Source organism: Acinetobacter sp. ANC 4470 (assembly GCF_002135335.1).
Classification (GTDB): Bacteria; Pseudomonadota; Gammaproteobacteria; order Pseudomonadales; family Moraxellaceae; genus Acinetobacter.
The window spans coordinates 72,389-86,892 of record NZ_NEGC01000002.1; the positions used below are offsets into that span (position 1 = coordinate 72,389).

At 39.7% G+C, this 14,504-nt stretch carries 16 protein-coding genes and 2 pseudogenes; 14 read left to right on the top strand and 4 right to left on the bottom strand.

Features of this window, described 5'->3' with window-relative positions:
• The first annotated feature begins 35 nt into the window (after positions 1 to 35).
• The 4 genes from metX (at position 36) to rdgB (ending at position 3,115) form a co-directional block, all read left to right on the top strand.
• Entirely contained in the window at positions 36 to 1,196 is a 1,161-nt protein-coding gene (metX, locus tag B9T25_RS03465; RefSeq protein WP_086187101.1) for a homoserine O-succinyltransferase MetX, read from the top strand.
• The gene (gene metW, locus B9T25_RS03470) at positions 1,196 to 1,789 is read left to right on the top strand and encodes a methionine biosynthesis protein MetW (RefSeq protein ID WP_086187102.1); all 594 of its coding nucleotides are present in this window, start codon (positions 1,196 to 1,198) and stop codon (positions 1,787 to 1,789) included. Before metX ends, metW begins: the two co-directional genes overlap by 1 nt.
• Positions 1,786 to 2,373 (top strand): tetratricopeptide repeat protein, encoded by a 588-nt coding sequence (locus tag B9T25_RS03475; protein WP_086187103.1) that lies wholly within the window; start codon positions 1,786 to 1,788, stop codon positions 2,371 to 2,373. Before metW ends, B9T25_RS03475 begins: the two co-directional genes overlap by 4 nt.
• A 112-nt stretch (positions 2,374 to 2,485) precedes the next feature.
• Positions 2,486 to 3,115 carry an RdgB/HAM1 family non-canonical purine NTP pyrophosphatase gene (gene rdgB, locus B9T25_RS03480; protein ID WP_086187104.1) on the top strand — a complete coding sequence of 210 codons (630 nt, stop codon included), beginning with the start codon at positions 2,486 to 2,488 and terminating at the stop codon, positions 3,113 to 3,115.
• Positions 3,116 to 3,471: 356 nt separating this feature from the next.
• On the opposite strand, the pseudogene B9T25_RS14535 reads toward rdgB, so the two are convergent.
• A pseudogene (locus tag B9T25_RS14535) lies at positions 3,472 to 3,624 on the bottom strand (permease); the annotation flags it as partial.
• A gap of 154 nt (positions 3,625 to 3,778) precedes the next feature.
• Here B9T25_RS14535 and tatA point away from each other — a divergent pair.
• The 5 genes from tatA to B9T25_RS03510 all read left to right on the top strand — a co-directional run bounded on the left by tatA (position 3,779) and on the right by B9T25_RS03510 (position 8,997).
• Positions 3,779 to 4,012, top strand: coding sequence for a twin-arginine translocase TatA/TatE family subunit (tatA, locus tag B9T25_RS03485; RefSeq protein ID WP_086187105.1), 234 nt, complete (start codon positions 3,779 to 3,781; stop codon positions 4,010 to 4,012).
• A 6-nt stretch (positions 4,013 to 4,018) separates the two neighbouring features.
• Positions 4,019 to 4,486 (top strand): Sec-independent protein translocase protein TatB, encoded by a 468-nt coding sequence (gene tatB, locus B9T25_RS03490; RefSeq protein WP_086187106.1) that lies wholly within the window; start codon positions 4,019 to 4,021, stop codon positions 4,484 to 4,486.
• A complete protein-coding gene (gene tatC, locus B9T25_RS03495) occupies positions 4,483 to 5,265 on the top strand; it encodes a twin-arginine translocase subunit TatC (RefSeq protein WP_086187107.1) in 783 nt (260 codons plus the stop codon). Before tatB ends, tatC begins: the two co-directional genes overlap by 4 nt.
• A 501-nt stretch (positions 5,266 to 5,766) precedes the next feature.
• Positions 5,767 to 6,087 carry a hypothetical protein gene (locus tag B9T25_RS03500; protein WP_086187108.1) on the top strand — a complete coding sequence of 107 codons (321 nt, stop codon included), beginning with the start codon at positions 5,767 to 5,769 and terminating at the stop codon, positions 6,085 to 6,087.
• 687 nt (positions 6,088 to 6,774) lie between these two features.
• Entirely contained in the window at positions 6,775 to 8,997 is a 2,223-nt protein-coding gene (locus tag B9T25_RS03510; protein WP_086187109.1) for a PhoX family protein, read from the top strand.
• A gap of 44 nt (positions 8,998 to 9,041) precedes the next feature.
• Here B9T25_RS03510 and B9T25_RS03515 read toward each other — a convergent pair whose 3' ends face one another.
• A complete protein-coding gene (locus B9T25_RS03515) occupies positions 9,042 to 9,824 on the bottom strand; it encodes an NRDE family protein (RefSeq protein WP_086187110.1) in 783 nt (260 codons plus the stop codon).
• Between the two features lie 93 nt (positions 9,825 to 9,917).
• On the opposite strand from B9T25_RS03515, the gene lgt reads away from it, so the two are divergent.
• From lgt to B9T25_RS03530, 3 genes are all read left to right on the top strand, one after another.
• Positions 9,918 to 10,730, top strand: coding sequence for a prolipoprotein diacylglyceryl transferase (gene lgt / locus B9T25_RS03520; protein ID WP_086187111.1), 813 nt, complete (start codon positions 9,918 to 9,920; stop codon positions 10,728 to 10,730).
• Positions 10,731 to 10,815: 85 nt separating this feature from the next.
• A complete protein-coding gene (locus B9T25_RS03525) occupies positions 10,816 to 11,202 on the top strand; it encodes a hypothetical protein (protein ID WP_086187112.1) in 387 nt (128 codons plus the stop codon).
• Complete coding sequence (locus B9T25_RS03530) at positions 11,202 to 11,573, top strand: hypothetical protein (RefSeq protein ID WP_086187113.1); 372 nt, start codon at positions 11,202 to 11,204, stop codon at positions 11,571 to 11,573. Before B9T25_RS03525 ends, B9T25_RS03530 begins: the two co-directional genes overlap by 1 nt.
• 117 nt (positions 11,574 to 11,690) lie before the next feature.
• Here the strand turns inward: B9T25_RS03530 and rplT are convergent, their stop codons facing one another.
• The gene (gene rplT, locus B9T25_RS03535; RefSeq protein ID WP_086187114.1) at positions 11,691 to 12,050 is read right to left on the bottom strand and encodes a 50S ribosomal protein L20; all 360 of its coding nucleotides are present in this window, start codon (positions 12,048 to 12,050) and stop codon (positions 11,691 to 11,693) included.
• 12 nt (positions 12,051 to 12,062) lie between these two features.
• Positions 12,063 to 12,257, bottom strand: coding sequence for a 50S ribosomal protein L35 (gene rpmI, locus B9T25_RS03540; protein ID WP_067721945.1), 195 nt, complete (start codon positions 12,255 to 12,257; stop codon positions 12,063 to 12,065).
• Between the two features lie 266 nt (positions 12,258 to 12,523).
• Between rpmI and B9T25_RS03545 the strand changes: the two are divergent.
• Both B9T25_RS03545 and B9T25_RS03550 read left to right on the top strand, forming a co-directional pair.
• Positions 12,524 to 13,619 (top strand): annotated as a pseudogene (locus B9T25_RS03545) (MFS transporter).
• 104 nt (positions 13,620 to 13,723) lie between these two features.
• The gene (locus B9T25_RS03550; RefSeq protein WP_086187115.1) at positions 13,724 to 14,470 is read left to right on the top strand and encodes an energy transducer TonB family protein; all 747 of its coding nucleotides are present in this window, start codon (positions 13,724 to 13,726) and stop codon (positions 14,468 to 14,470) included.
• The last annotated feature ends 34 nt before the right edge of the window (positions 14,471 to 14,504 follow it).

Consider the following 14,504-nt stretch of genomic DNA (forward strand, 5'->3'; position numbering starts at 1 on the left):
TTATACATTCTAAAGATTTAAGGCGAATTATTCCTGTGTCTTTTCCAGCTGACTCAGTGGGCCTCGTTGTCCCGCAAAAGTTCTCATTTGAAGAGCCGTTAGAGCTTGAATGTGGTCGTATACTGCCACGTTTCGAAATCATGGTTGAAACCTACGGTACACTGAATGCAGATAAATCCAATGCGATTCTGATTTGCCATGCGTTATCGGGGCATCATCATGCTGCAGGCTATCATCATGCTGATGATAAAAAAGCAGGCTGGTGGGATGCCTGTATAGGTCCGGGCAAAGCGATTGACACCTCTAAATTCTTTGTGGTTTCCCTGAATAATATTGGCGGTTGCAGTGGCTCAACGGGTCCAATATCACCCAATCCTGAAAATGACAATCGTCCTTATGGTCCAGATTTTCCATTGGTGACAGTGCGTGACTGGGTTAAAACACAAGCGTTACTGTCCGATCGTTTAGGTATTGAGGTTTGGTATTCCATCATTGGTGGTTCACTCGGCGGCATGCAGGCTTTGCAATGGTCGGTGGATTATCCTGATCGATTAAAAAATTGTGTCATTATTGCCAGTGCACCAAAACTCTCAGCACAAAATATTGCCTTTAATGAAGTGGCGCGGCAGTCCATTTTATCTGATCCCGATTTCCATAACGGGCGCTATCTGGAAAATGACAGCTATCCGAAACGCGGCTTAATTTTGGCACGCATGGTCGGTCATATCACCTATTTATCTGAAGAGGCCATGAAACAGAAATTTGGCCGTGACTTAAAGTCAGGTAAATTTATGTATGGTTTTGACGTTGAGTTCCAAGTCGAAAGCTATTTGCGTTATCAAGGTGAGCAATTCAGCCGTAACTTTGATGCCAATACTTATCTGATTATGACCAAAGCCTTGGACTATTTTGATCCAGCACGTGAATATGAATTGTCTTTAACCAAGGCAATGGCGAACACCAAATGCCGTTTCTTGGTGGTTTCCTTCACCACAGATTGGCGTTTTACTCCACAGCGCTCACAAGAAATTGTCGATGCGCTAATCAGCAATCATAAACCGGTCAGTTATGTCGATATTGATGCAGAACAAGGTCACGATTCGTTCTTGTTCCCTATTCCGCTTTACGTGAAATCATTACGTGCATTTTTAGGTGGCGTAGAACATCTCGAAGCAACACCTAAGGAGCCTGTGTAATGCGTATCGATCATCAACTTGCTGAAAGATGGATTAAACCTGACTCTAGTGTGCTCGATTTGGGTTGTGGTGATGGCGAATTGCTGGCACATATGGGTAAAAAGCACAACATTCGTGCTTATGGGCTAGAAATCGATCAAGAAAAGATTGCAATTGCAGTCAGTCGAGGGTTAAATATTATTCAGCAAGACTTAAATCTTGGTTTAAGTCGCTTTGCAGACCAGTCTTTTGATTATGTGGTTATGGCTCAGGCTTTGCAGGCTGTAGATGCACCAGACGTATTATTACGTGATATGGTACGTGTGGGGAAACAAGCCATTATTACCTTTCCTAACTTTGCTCATTGGAAGACGCGTTCTTTCTTGGCTTTAAAGGGAATGATGCCGGTTTCAAATGCTTTACCGTACATGTGGTATAACACACCGAATATCCACTTATGTACTTTCCGTGATTTTGAAGCACTTTGTGCTGAAAATAACATCCAGATTATTAATCGACTCGCTGTGAATGGGAACCAACAAGGTAGTTTACTCAGTAAACATGTTCCGAATCTATTTGGTGAAGTCGCTATTTATCGAGTGAGCGCACTATGAAAAAAATATTACTCAGCACACTATTGGTTGGATTTTTTAGTATTCAAGCCCATGCGGATTATGTTGCTTCTACACCTTCTGTTTCCAGTCAGGCTGCACAATATTCTGTAATGGATATTAATAGTCTGATTAAATCGGCTAAATCTGGTCAAGCGGGTGCACAATTCTATTTAGCAACCAAATACCAGCATGGCAAAGATATTCAACAAGATGAAAAGCAAGCCTTTACTTGGTATAAGGCCGCTGCGGATCAAGGCATTTCTGCTGCTCAATTGAATGTGGGCCGTATGCTGGCTGATGGTGTCGGTACTAAAAAAGATGAAACTTTAGCCCGTAAATATTTTGAAAAAGCAGCCAGCCACGGCGACAACCGCGCCAGCTTTAACCTCGCAATGATGGAAGAGCAAAAGAAAAATTACGTGGGTGCATACCAATGGTATGAGCTTTCAACCCGTGATGGCATGCTCGACAACAAAGTGATTTCACTGTCTGAAGGTAAAAAAACCGCTTTAGCCGCAAACTTAAGCCAAGACCAAATTCGTATGGCGCGTGACCGTGCCGACAAATGGATTCAAGCGCAATAATATTGCACTGATTCTAGACAGCACCTTCGGGTGCTTTTTTATGGGCTAATGATTCGTGAGTACATATTTCAGGTAAAATCAGCTCAATTTTTAAAGATTAGAGTTTTTGATCATGTCTACACAAGATTGGTTATCTCAGGGGACACTTGTCCTTGCCAGCAATAACAAAGGGAAAATTGCTGAATTTGAAAAATTATTTGCTGGGCTTAATCTTCCTGTTGAAGTGATTGCTCAAGGTAAGTTGAATATTGATGATGCCATCGAAGACGGATTAAGCTTTGTTGAAAATGCCATTATTAAAGCCCGTCATGCCTCAAAAATTTCTGGCAAACCAGCCATTGCCGATGACTCAGGTATTTGTGTTCCCGTACTCGGTGGCGCACCTGGCATCTACTCTGCACGCTATGCAGGTGACCATGGCAATGATGCTGCCAATAATGAAAAACTGTTAGCAGACCTTAAACCTTTGCGTAAAGATGGCGAAGCAATTGAAGGTATGTTTGTTTGTGTACTTGCACTGGTTCAACATGCAGAAGATCCTCTGCCACAAATTTTCCAAGGCATTTGGACAGGCGAAGTTTTAGAACAAGCACGTGGTGAAAATGGTTTTGGTTATGACCCCTTGTTCTGGTTACCTGAAGTGGGGATCTCAAGTGCAGAAATGTCGAAAGAAGATAAAAATAAAATAAGCCATCGCGGGCAAGCGATGCAGTTGTTTAAAGCGAGCTTGGAGAATCATTAAGCATTACGCCCTTACAATCTTGCTGCTCACCCTGTTTAGGCAAAAAAAGCCCCTCTTTTTAAAGTAATACCAGTCAGTTAAGAAATTGACTGGCTTTTTTATTTTAAATTCATAATGTTATTCGATACGCGGAAATGTCATCCGCAACTGTTCGAGGCAAGACTACTTTGAAAACGTAAGTTTCTGCGATTAATTGATTAATAAAAAATATTTGACGAGTTTTGCGGATGACAATGCCTTTGGTTACTTTGGGCTTATCCAAAGTAATAAATGAACTCCAAGTGTTAGATTTAAAATGATAAGACTCCGTCGTGAATAACTAAAAAGCTAAGGGGTTAATTGTAAAACCCCTTACATGCCTGATAAAACACCATGTTGTAAATAATCACAACGGGCATAAAAATCCGTGCCAATAGGCTCGCGAATAGTGATTTTAAACGTGTTGAAAATTGGCTTGAAGCAAGTCCCCAGCCACATAAAAAGCCAAAAAGTGGTAACAGCAAAGCCACAACATCATCCTAAATACTCAATATAAATATGCTAGCACTGAATCAAACACAACAGCAGGTCTAATCTCTGTTGTCTTTAAACTGCAATTTTTCAGTCACATTGCTGTCATGGCAAAATGTTCAGATGGTACTCAACAAAACATGAGTAAAGAACATGGCAGGACTATCGATTTGGCACGTTGTGATTTTCGCAATTGTGGTGATTTTATTATTTGGTACATCTAAACTCAAAAATTTAGGTAAAGATGTAGGTGGTGCCGTTAAAGATTTTAAAAAGTCGATTAAGGAAGATGAAGCTGCAACATCCGCTTTAAATGAACCTAAAACGATTGAACATCAAAACACGCATGCCGATGTCAATTCCACGGTAAAAACACATTCAGGCTAAAACGTTATGCTTAATATTGGTATGACTGAACTGCTGGCATTCGGCATCATTTCTTTATTGGTGCTCGGGCCAGATAAGCTTCCAGAAGCTGCGCGCTTTGCTGGGAAATGGTACGGTAAAATCAAACGTATGATCAGCAGTGTGCAAAATGATATTGACCGCGAATTGCGTTTATCTGAACTACGGGAACAGATGCAAAATGAAATGCAGCGGATTCAAGAGCTTGAGCAGAAGATGCAAGCTCAAATGCATGAACTACAACAACAATCACAGCCTGCAATAGAAAAACAATTACCAAACGCAGTGCCTCATAATAAGAATACTCCCATCCTTTATATTTTTATCAAACAACCTCAGCCCACGTCGGTTTACTTAAATGCACAAGCGTCTTGTCAAACTGCAATCTCAGCAAAACAGCGCTTAAACATGACACCTGCAACCTCGCAATTAAACGAATTTAAGGTGGCTGTATGAATACCCCTGTAGAAAGCCCATTAGCTGTTACCCTTATAGAGAATAAAGCATCATCGAATCTCGAAGAGATGCCGATTACACGACATCTTATGGTTTTGCGTCAGCATTTATTTAAAATTGTGGGCTTATTGATTGTCCTGTTTTTTTGCTTACTGCCTTTTGCCAATCAAACCTATCAACTGTTGTCTGAGCCTTTACGTGCACAGCTCCCAGTTAGCTCCTCCATGATTGCGACCGATGTCACAGCAACATTTATGGCACCGTTTAAATTAAATTTCTTTGTTGCTTTGATGTTGGCTATGCCGTTCATTATTTATCAACTGTGGAGCTTCGTAAAACCTGCACTCTATGAGAAAGAAAAAACCTTAGCGATGCCATTATTGCTTGGCAGCATTGGTTTATTTTACGCAGGTATTGCCTTTGCATACTGTGTTGCACTGCCGTCCATTCTACATTTTTTCATTAGTGTTTCGCCCGAAACGGTCGCACCAATGACCGACATTAACAGTTACTTAGCCTTCTGTCTAAAACTGTTTTTGGTGTTTGGTTTTACCTTTGAGATCCCAATTGTGACCTTACTCCTCATTTTAATCGGACTGGTTTCAACCCAACAATTAGTGGAAAAACGGCGCTTTATTGTGGTCGGCTGTTTCTTTGTCGCCATGTTTGTCACCCCACCCGATGCTATTTCCATGATCATGCTCGCAATACCCATGTGGTTATTATTCGAAATAGGTTTGTTCTTTGGCAAATTGATTGAAAAACGGCGCATCGCTTAGGGTCTGTTGATATTTCAGCTATACATTGCGTTATTAACTACCCCCGAATCGCGGGTAAGAAAAAACTTGAAAAAGTGGTTACTAGAGCCATCCGTTGAGCTACCACGCTAAGCTCACAACTCTAGTAACTATATATTTGCGCCATATATGGCTCATAATCACTTAGTCTGTGTTATTAATGATTTTTTCAGACATTTAAAGCGACCTATTGCAAATTTCTAAAAGAAAACCACAACCGTCTTAGAATACCGTCTACCCTACTTAATATTTCGGAGACTGCACTCATCCGAACTCAGTATAAATACCTATATTTCAATAACTTAAAATCATTTTCATGATTAAAACAGAATACAAACCATTTGGTTAAAACTTCTGCTGTGTTATCAACGAGTAAATTATGAAATTGAATAAATTATTTTAAGTATTGTAAATTATGTCTTAAAAATCGAGTTAACTCTGTGTATTATTAAATTTAATATTTTAAATAAGGTAATAAAAATAATGAAAACTATACGTTTTATTTTATTAAGTTCAATTTGTATATCTTACACTGCTCATGCCAGCTCAGAGGAGGCATGGAAAAAACATGATCAGAATATTAAAACTGCTTGTATTAAGGCGAGCCAGTTAAAAAATACAAAGGTAGTCAGTGACATTATGTTATTTGATGATCGTGTGGGGTATTCAGCTATAGTTTTAGAGGGTCGCTATCCTCAAGCACATATGAAGAATAAGCTTGGACGTGAATTATGTTTATGGCAGAAATCTAAACAAAAAGCTTCAATCACTGAAGCAGATACCCTATTAAAATTAAAAAAGTAAACGAATGATCTAATAACCCGAATCGCCGATAAGAAATGTATTTGAAAAATGATCGTTAGAAGCTATTAGGAAGTTACTCCCCCCTAAAATTTTAACGACCATGTACCTGTACCATATATGGCTCATACTGGACTATTCTGTGTTGCTGATGACTTTTTTCAGAAATTCGAGTCAATTTATTGAAAAAATTTAAAACAACAGAGCAATTTTTCGAGATTTCGATCAGCTCAGCTTTTTCTTTCAGAAATTATGTTTATTGCTATTTAGTATAATGGTTGAGTAGCTTGCGGATGGATTGAAAGTAAAAAATCTATGCTGATCGGGGCTATATCAGTTAGGATTTAAAGTTGAAAATTAAAGTTCAAGCCATTAAATTGGTTATATATCAGCGTAAAAATATGCAATTAGTTCAATAATCCAAAGCAGATAAATATAACTAAAGGCAGCGTAATAAAATAAAGAAGCTATTCAATTTACTAAAAGGTCGCAACTAGTCATAAGTCAATATCGCAGCATTGCAGGTTTTGGCAGGAATTTATGCCTCATTATGTGCTGATCAGTTATGTCATCAAAATAAGCCAATAATTTCATTGATCTGAAATATTAACTTCACCCCCCTGTCATATTCGCTCTTTACTTTATGTGTAACTTTCTAAAAACAACCAAGCTTATTCGCTAGGAACACATATGACTGACCAAATGCCTTTTAATGATGATTACGATAGCAATAATTCTGGCAATGCTGAGTTTTCCGACTTATTTGATAAGAAAATTACACGTCGTGATTTAATTACAAAAACTGCAGGTGGCGCAGTTGCACTTACTTTAGCAGCTTCACTCACGGGCTGTAATGATGATGACAATGGCAGTGGTAATTCAACACCACCTGTAAAAGCTGAAGAAAATAAAACACCGACCTCTTTAAAGTTTAAAACTGTTAGCAAGAATACGTTAGATCAAGTGACTGTACCTGAAGGTTATGAAGCACGTGTACTTTATGCACTAGGTGACCCATTATCAGAAGGTTTAACTGAATGGGATGAAAACAATATTCCATCAGGTGCTTCTTTTATTCGACGTTCAGGTGAATGTCATGATGGTATGACATTTTTTGGTATGAGCAACAGCCGCTTTGATGCAAAACAATCAAGCTCAGGTTTATTGGTCATGAACCACGAATATGTAGATGATAAAAAAATTCTACATCCTGTGATCAATACAATTAATGATGCTGAAAGATCTGAAGATGAAGCATTACGTGAAATTAACTGCCACGGTGTTTCCGTTATTGAATTGAAAAAAGACAATCAAACACAACTGGTGAATATCAATAAAGCATCTGTGTTTAACCGTCGAATTACAGCCGCTTCACGCATTAATTTTGCAGGTCCAGTGAAAGGGAATAAGTTGGTTCAAACCAAGTTCAGCCCTCAAGGTGATTTTGCTTTAGGAACAATCAATAACTGTGGTAATGGTTATACACCGTGGGGAACTTATCTCACGACTGAAGAAAATTTTAATCAATATTTCTCACGGGATGATATCGCACGCGATGCTAATAACATCGTTGCTTTAGACCGCTATAAAATTCCAGCAACAAGTAGTTATAAATGGCATACCGTGAAAGCAACAGAAACATCACGCACAGATGATATTAAAGGTTTAAATATCCAAGATATTTATGACCGTTGGTTAACAAAAGTCTCAGCTACTCAAGCAAATGAAGACTTTCGTAATAGTACCAATACATTTGGATGGATTGTTGAAATTGACCCATTCAATGGTAGCCAATATCCAGTAAAACGCACAGCTCTTGGACGTTTTGCTCATGAGGATTGTCGTGCAAGTCGTGCTATTGCAGGTCAGCCGTTAGCTTTCTATATGGGTGATGACTCTCAAGGGGAATACATCTATAAATTTGTATCAGATGCAATTTGGGATACCAAAGATATTAATGGTGGTTATACCGCTGGTGATAAATATATGAACTCAGGCAAACTCTACGTTGCCAAGTTTAACTTTGATACAGCGACTCAAAAATCGACAGGTGAATGGGTTGAATTGAATATCAATAATCCGCTCATTTCAGGTTATAGCAAATACAAATTTGCAGACCAAGCGGATGTATTAGTCAATGCACGTTTGGCGGGGGATGCTATTGGTGCAACCAAAATGGACCGTCCTGAATGGGTTGCTGTGAACCCTCATAATGGCGAAGTCTATGTCACCTTGACCAATAACTCATCACGTGGTTCCAGCCATCCACTGGATGCAGCTAACCCACGTAACTATGCTGATGCAGACAAAGGTGGCACCCCGAAAGGCAATATCAATGGTCACATCATTCGCTTTAAAGAAACAGGTGATGTGGTTAGTGCTTTAACATTTACTTGGGATATTTTCCTGTTTGGTGCAGAACAAGATTCAGTACCAGATGTAAACCTATCAAAACTTGGTTCTGACAATGATTTTTCAAGTCCAGATGGTATGTGGTTCGACCCACGTGGTGTACTGTGGATTCAAACCGATGATGGTTCCTATACTGATGAAACCAACTGCATGATGCTTGCTGCACTCCCAGGGCGAGTTGGTGATGGTCAAGTTAAAACCACTGCTGGCTTAAAAACACCTACAGGTACTGAACTCGACAACACTCAACTGCGTCGCTTCCTGACGGGTCCAAGCGGTTGTGAAATTACTGGGGTAACCATGACCCCTGACTATAAAGCCATCTTTGTGAATATCCAACACCCAGGCAATCAATGGCCTGCAAACCACCCTTCTGCATTAAACTTGAGTAAAGCGATTTTAGGTAGCCGTCCTCGTTCTGCAACACTCGTTATTACTCGTAAAGACGGTAAGGAAATTGCTGGTGAATCTTTAGAGCAAGCCAATCAGCCAAAAGTTTAATCATTCATTAAAGATCAAAAATGCCGACTTGAAGTCGGCATTTTTTATGGATTCAAAGGAAAATCAAGCTTAATGATTTTGCCTTGTGTTTGCCCTTGTTGCGATTTTTCCTGCCAGAACCAAGTCTGATTTTTCATCCTTAAAAAATTAGAACAGCGTGTACCATAAATGGGACTTTGAATAAAAGTAGAAGAGAGTAGCTCTTCCATTTCAGCGCTAATCCCTGTTTGAGGAAGAAGTTCAGCGATTATTTTACGTTCATCTTCTAAAATATCCCACACTGCAAATTCCAAATCTGCTTCTGCTGTCGTGCTCGATTGCAACATGGGTAAAAATTCTTGGGTAAAGCGTTTACGCAAATGTTTGGTCTTTTCCCAATGTTCCGTCATTAAACCATTGGAAACCACATATACCCCTTGAGCCAAGATTTGTGGTGCTTCACCTCGGTTGCTCATATAGACCGCTTGATGCTGATCCCCTACAAATAAATTAAACCCCGCATAATCACATTGCTGCTTTTCTAATGCTTGAGCAAATCTGATAGGGGTTAAATCTGATTTAAGAAAACGTTGAATCAAGTGTCCGCGTGAAGTCGGATATTTTTTTTGATCGGTGGCATCTCGAAAGTTGGTTAATACAGCCCATCGTCCTGACTCCGTCACCCCCATCCACGTTCCACCCGATTGTAAATCTTGTCCAGCAATAATCAGACTATTTTGCCAAGGTTTTAAACCACTGGTCGGACGCTGATAAAACTCATCACGATTTGAAATTAAGCATAAAGGCGTATCATCCAACACTTGCCAAGCTAAAGCTACAATACACATAATCCGTGCTCATTATCTTTACACATTGAATGTACAACATTTTTCACCACATTCAGCTAAAATCTGTGCAAAACATAATGACAAGGAACAGGAATGCTGACCTATCCAAATATTGATCCAGTTGCTATATCACTGGGACCCCTACAAGTACATTGGTATGGACTAATGTATTTATTGGCATTTTTATTTGCTTGGGGGCTTGCAACCTATCGAACCAAACAACGTGATGGCTGGACACCCGATATGGTCTCTGACCTGATTTTCTATGGTGCTTTAGGTGTCGTCGTCGGTGGTCGTATGGGCTACGTGTTCTTTTATGGCTTTGAGCAATTTCTTGCCAATCCACTGTGGTTATTCCAAGTCTGGACAGGCGGTATGAGCTTCCATGGCGGCTTCTTGGGTGTGATGATTGCCATGCTGTTCTGGTGTAAAAAATACCAGATGACTTGGTTCCAAACCCTCGATTTTATTGCCCCTTGTGTGCCAACAGGTTTAATGTTTGGTCGCATTGGTAACTTTATTGGCGGTGAACTGTATGGTCGTCAAGTCTCTGATCCCAACTTTGCGCTTGGGATGATCTTCCCAACCGATCCTCTACAATTGGTTCGTCATCCATCACAACTTTATCAAGCATTTGCAGAAGGTCTTATTCTGTTTATTGTGCTCTGGTGGTTCAGTTCAAAACCACGTCCACGTATGGCAGTTTCAGCCCTGTTCTTGATTGGCTACGGTATTGCACGCTTTGTGGTTGAATTTTTCCGCGAACCAGACAATGGTCAACTGTTTATTGGCTGGATGAGTAAAGGTCAATTCCTTACTGTACCCATGATTTTGATTGGGCTATGGATGATGTGGTATGCCTATCAAAAGAAAATTTATGATTGGGGTCCACTTAAAAACTCATAAAATTTAAAGCGAGGCAAAAGCCTCGCTTTTTTATCTCTATTTTTGCTAAAGTACAATTCAGCCCTCATTGATCTATCCGAAAAATATGCTCGAATTTTGGTTTAATCCTCAAGTTTCTATCCTTCGTAAACTCATGATTTTTTTTGCTATTGCGATTGCCACAGGTGTGCTTTATTGGATGGAACCACTCAAACTTGATGCAATACTCATGTTCTTAGGTACAGGCATCATTTTTCTGATCTGTCGTTATTGCAAGCTTCATTTTGCCACTCAAAATCCAACAGGTTTATTATATCGACTGCTCACATGGATTCCAATTGCGCTATTAATGTCACTCATTTTTATGCATATGAAAGAGGGTGAAATTTTAATTCCCGGTGCACAAGGGATTGGCTTTATGGCTTTAGCTATTTGTTTATTCTCGCCATTATCATTGATGAATAAAAATGACATTGCAGATGAGCAAAAATAATGTTGCAGTTTTGGTATTCGGACAGATGTACCCGTCAAATTAAATTGATGGTATGCATTGCCACCTGTGGCATGATTTATCTATCTTCCATAGCACAACAACTCTCCGCTATGTTTACGGGAATTAGCCTAGTCATTGGTATGAGCATACATCTACTTAGAGCTTTAAGCTTAAAGATCACAGCAAATAACCCCTATAAAAATGGCTTTACTCTTCTATTTTGGGTAATGCCGCTTATTGCATTGATGACTTTAATTGCAGCATTGCCTACCGAGCATAAAATCATGCTGATCTTACAAGCGATAGGATTTACAGCCATTGGTTTATTTATCCTATCGACCTTTCCGAATCGAAAATTTTATCCAACTTAACAACAGATAACTCAAGTTTTTATCCTCAGACCTTTACGATATACCAATGTGTTTTTATAAAATTTTCACAATAAAAAAGACCGCTAAAAGCGGTCTTTTTTGAATCATCTATGATGATTAAGCAGCTAATGCGCTTTTCGCTTTTTCAGCGATAGCAGCAAATGCAACTGCATCATGCATAGCGATATCAGCAAGTACGCGACGGTCGATGATGATCTGAGCTTTTTTCAAGCCAGCAATCATACGGCTGTACGACAAACCGTTTAAGCGCGCACCAGCATTGATACGAGCAATCCACAAAGCGCGGAATTGACGTTTCTTCTGACGACGGTCACGGTAAGCATATTGACCAGCTTTGATTACTGCTTGGAACGCTACGCGATATACACGTGAACGAGCGCCGTAGTAACCTTTAGCACGAGCAAGAATTCTTTTATGACGACGATGCGCCTGGACACCACGTTTTACACGAGCCATTTATAAATCTCCTTAAAGGTATGGGCACATACGGCGAACTGAAGCAACGTCACTTACGTGAACCATTACACAGCCGCGCAATTGACGAATACGCTTAGCAGATTTTTTGGTCAAAATGTGGCGTTTGAACGCTTGTTTACGCTTGATACCGTTAGCTGTCGCTTTAAAGCGTTTAGCAGCACCACGGCGAGTTTTCATCTTAGGCATAACAACCTCTTTTGAACACCTGTTCGGAACGTCTGCACCATTGCAAAAACGACCTGCAGGTAAGGGAGCCAGTATTCTAAAGCATCTTTGCTTAAAACAAAAGCAAATATCATAAAAACCTGCAACCAACCATCTAATTGCTTTGCTTTATTTTTCAAGATAAAAGTCAGCTTTTTTTATAATTAAAATAGAGATTAATCATTACAATTATCATAAAATAAGAATATTGGCCCCATATAAGCCCTACATAGGATGTTTTTGCAACACTGCACTATCGTGGTTTTTCAATTGTGACGATAAACCAGTTCTGTCTCACCCTCGCCATTTTAATTCAAGAAATTATTGTCGCCTATTCACTTTATCAAATTACCAAAGAGCCTTTAACCTTAGGGTTGATTGGTTGAGCTAAAGCTATTCTATTTATGGCACTGTCTTTATGGAGTAGTTATTTTACCGACCACTTTAACAAACAGACCATCATGAAAATCTGTTTGTTCTTTGCATTACCCTTGCCAATCGTTTTATGGTGGCTGTTTCATCGCTATGGAGCTATATGCCAATGGCGCAACTTGGGCTACGATTGGTTGGCAAAGCGGCGTAATTATTGGCCCAATGCTGGGTGGATTCATGTTGGCATTTTTAGGTCGTGAAAGTCGTTTACTGTCCGTTGTAATATTACTAGCCATCTGTTTTATATTAATTAATCTGCTGAAAAAGCGCAATTTCCCTAAAATTAAAACAAAGAGAAAGCTTAGGTGATGGTTTCCGTTTTATCTGGAAAACTAAAATTGTACTGTGGGCAATTTCTCTCGATTTGGTTTCTGTACTGTTTGGTGGTGTGATTGCACTACTGCCTATTTTTGCTGAAGATATTTTAAAAGTCGGCCCTGAAGGTTTGGGTTATTTACGTGCAGCACCGTCTATTGGTGCACTCATCACCATGATTGCTTTAACCAAGTTTCCACCCACACAGAATGCTTGGCGCAATATGTTATTGGCTGTCGCAGGTTTTGGGCTATTCACACTGTTATTTGCTTTCTCAAAGAATATATGGCTATCACTGTTGGCTTTAGCCCTAACGGGGCTTGTGACAACATTTCAGTCGTGGTTCGACAAACCATTCTGCAAATTTATTCCCCTGAAAATATGCGCGGATGCATTGTCGCTGTGAATGGCATATTTGTCTCAAGCCGCAATGAATTAGGTACTTTTGAATCTGGCGTAGCAGCAAAATATATGGGAGCCATGATGGCAACTGTGTTTCGCGGCTGTGTAACCATGTTCGTAGCCACAATAAGCTGGATCAAAAACAAAGATTTATTTGGTGTAGACATTGGTAAAGGCAATGATCAGAGAGATTAATTTATTTTTTAGACTTGCGAGTATTTTCAATTCAGGAAATACTGCGCACTCACAATGCTCCGCCATCGCTGCTATCTCTGATTTGATTAAAGAAATAAATATTTATGAAACAAATTATGTGTTTTTCTCTACTCATCAGCTTACCGTTAAGCGCTGCCTATAGTGCTGAACCTAAAGCCACAAAACAACTCTCCGTTCAGAAAAGCGCAGCCCTTCCCGCGCATTTGACTACACGTATTCAGTGGAGCAAGTTTCCGCGCCCACAGTATAAAAATGAAGATTTAAAAGACCAAAATAGAAGTGCCATTATTCGTATCTATGCCGATGAAAAAGGCAATATTGCCGAAGCTCGCGTACAGGAAAGTACCGGTTTAGCGCATTTAGATAATCTTTTAGTGAAAGCGGTTCGTGAAGCACATGTCAAACCGCATGTTGAAAATGATACCGCAACGCCAGTGATTGGTTACCAAACCTTCAGCTTAAAATTAAGCCCAGATAATGACAGAGAGGTTTGCCAGTATCAGTTTGATTCTAAAAATTGGCAGGCTCAACAGCAAAAGAAAAAAACCGTCTTTTCATATCGCACTCAACCGACTTTAGAGCTCGATTCTGACCAGTTAAATGGACATAATCGTGCGGTTAAATTCACCTTCAAAGTGAATAAACATGGTGATGTAAAGAAAGTCAAAGTGAAAAAAGGTTCAGGTATTTATGCGATAGACCAAGCTGTTGTTCAGGCAGTTTCACATAGCCAAATTTCTGTGAAGCGCACAGCTAGCACATTATGGCTATATAAAAAATCAACCCTGAAAGATGAAATTAAGTTTGACCTCAATCAATGTCCAGAATAAAAAGCATAAAAAGAGATGCAGCAGTATCTCTTTT

Coding starts and splice junctions, on each gene's coding strand:
- metW (WP_086187102.1), top strand. CDS start 1,196: ATGCGTATCGATCATCAACTTGCTGAAAGATGGATTAAACCTGACTCT.
- B9T25_RS03475 (WP_086187103.1), top strand. CDS start 1,786: ATGAAAAAAATATTACTCAGCACACTATTGGTTGGATTTTTTAGTATT.
- rdgB (WP_086187104.1), top strand. CDS start 2,486: ATGTCTACACAAGATTGGTTATCTCAGGGGACACTTGTCCTTGCCAGC.
- tatA (WP_086187105.1), top strand. CDS start 3,779: ATGGCAGGACTATCGATTTGGCACGTTGTGATTTTCGCAATTGTGGTG.
- tatB (WP_086187106.1), top strand. CDS start 4,019: ATGCTTAATATTGGTATGACTGAACTGCTGGCATTCGGCATCATTTCT.
- tatC (WP_086187107.1), top strand. CDS start 4,483: ATGAATACCCCTGTAGAAAGCCCATTAGCTGTTACCCTTATAGAGAAT.
- B9T25_RS03500 (WP_086187108.1), top strand. CDS start 5,767: ATGAAAACTATACGTTTTATTTTATTAAGTTCAATTTGTATATCTTAC.
- B9T25_RS03510 (WP_086187109.1), top strand. CDS start 6,775: ATGACTGACCAAATGCCTTTTAATGATGATTACGATAGCAATAATTCT.
- B9T25_RS03515 (WP_086187110.1), bottom strand. CDS start 9,824: ATGTGTATTGTAGCTTTAGCTTGGCAAGTGTTGGATGATACGCCTTTA.
- lgt (WP_086187111.1), top strand. CDS start 9,918: ATGCTGACCTATCCAAATATTGATCCAGTTGCTATATCACTGGGACCC.
- B9T25_RS03525 (WP_086187112.1), top strand. CDS start 10,816: ATGCTCGAATTTTGGTTTAATCCTCAAGTTTCTATCCTTCGTAAACTC.
- B9T25_RS03530 (WP_086187113.1), top strand. CDS start 11,202: ATGTTGCAGTTTTGGTATTCGGACAGATGTACCCGTCAAATTAAATTG.
- rplT (WP_086187114.1), bottom strand. CDS start 12,050: ATGGCTCGTGTAAAACGTGGTGTCCAGGCGCATCGTCGTCATAAAAGA.
- rpmI (WP_067721945.1), bottom strand. CDS start 12,257: ATGCCTAAGATGAAAACTCGCCGTGGTGCTGCTAAACGCTTTAAAGCG.
- B9T25_RS03550 (WP_086187115.1), top strand. CDS start 13,724: ATGAAACAAATTATGTGTTTTTCTCTACTCATCAGCTTACCGTTAAGC.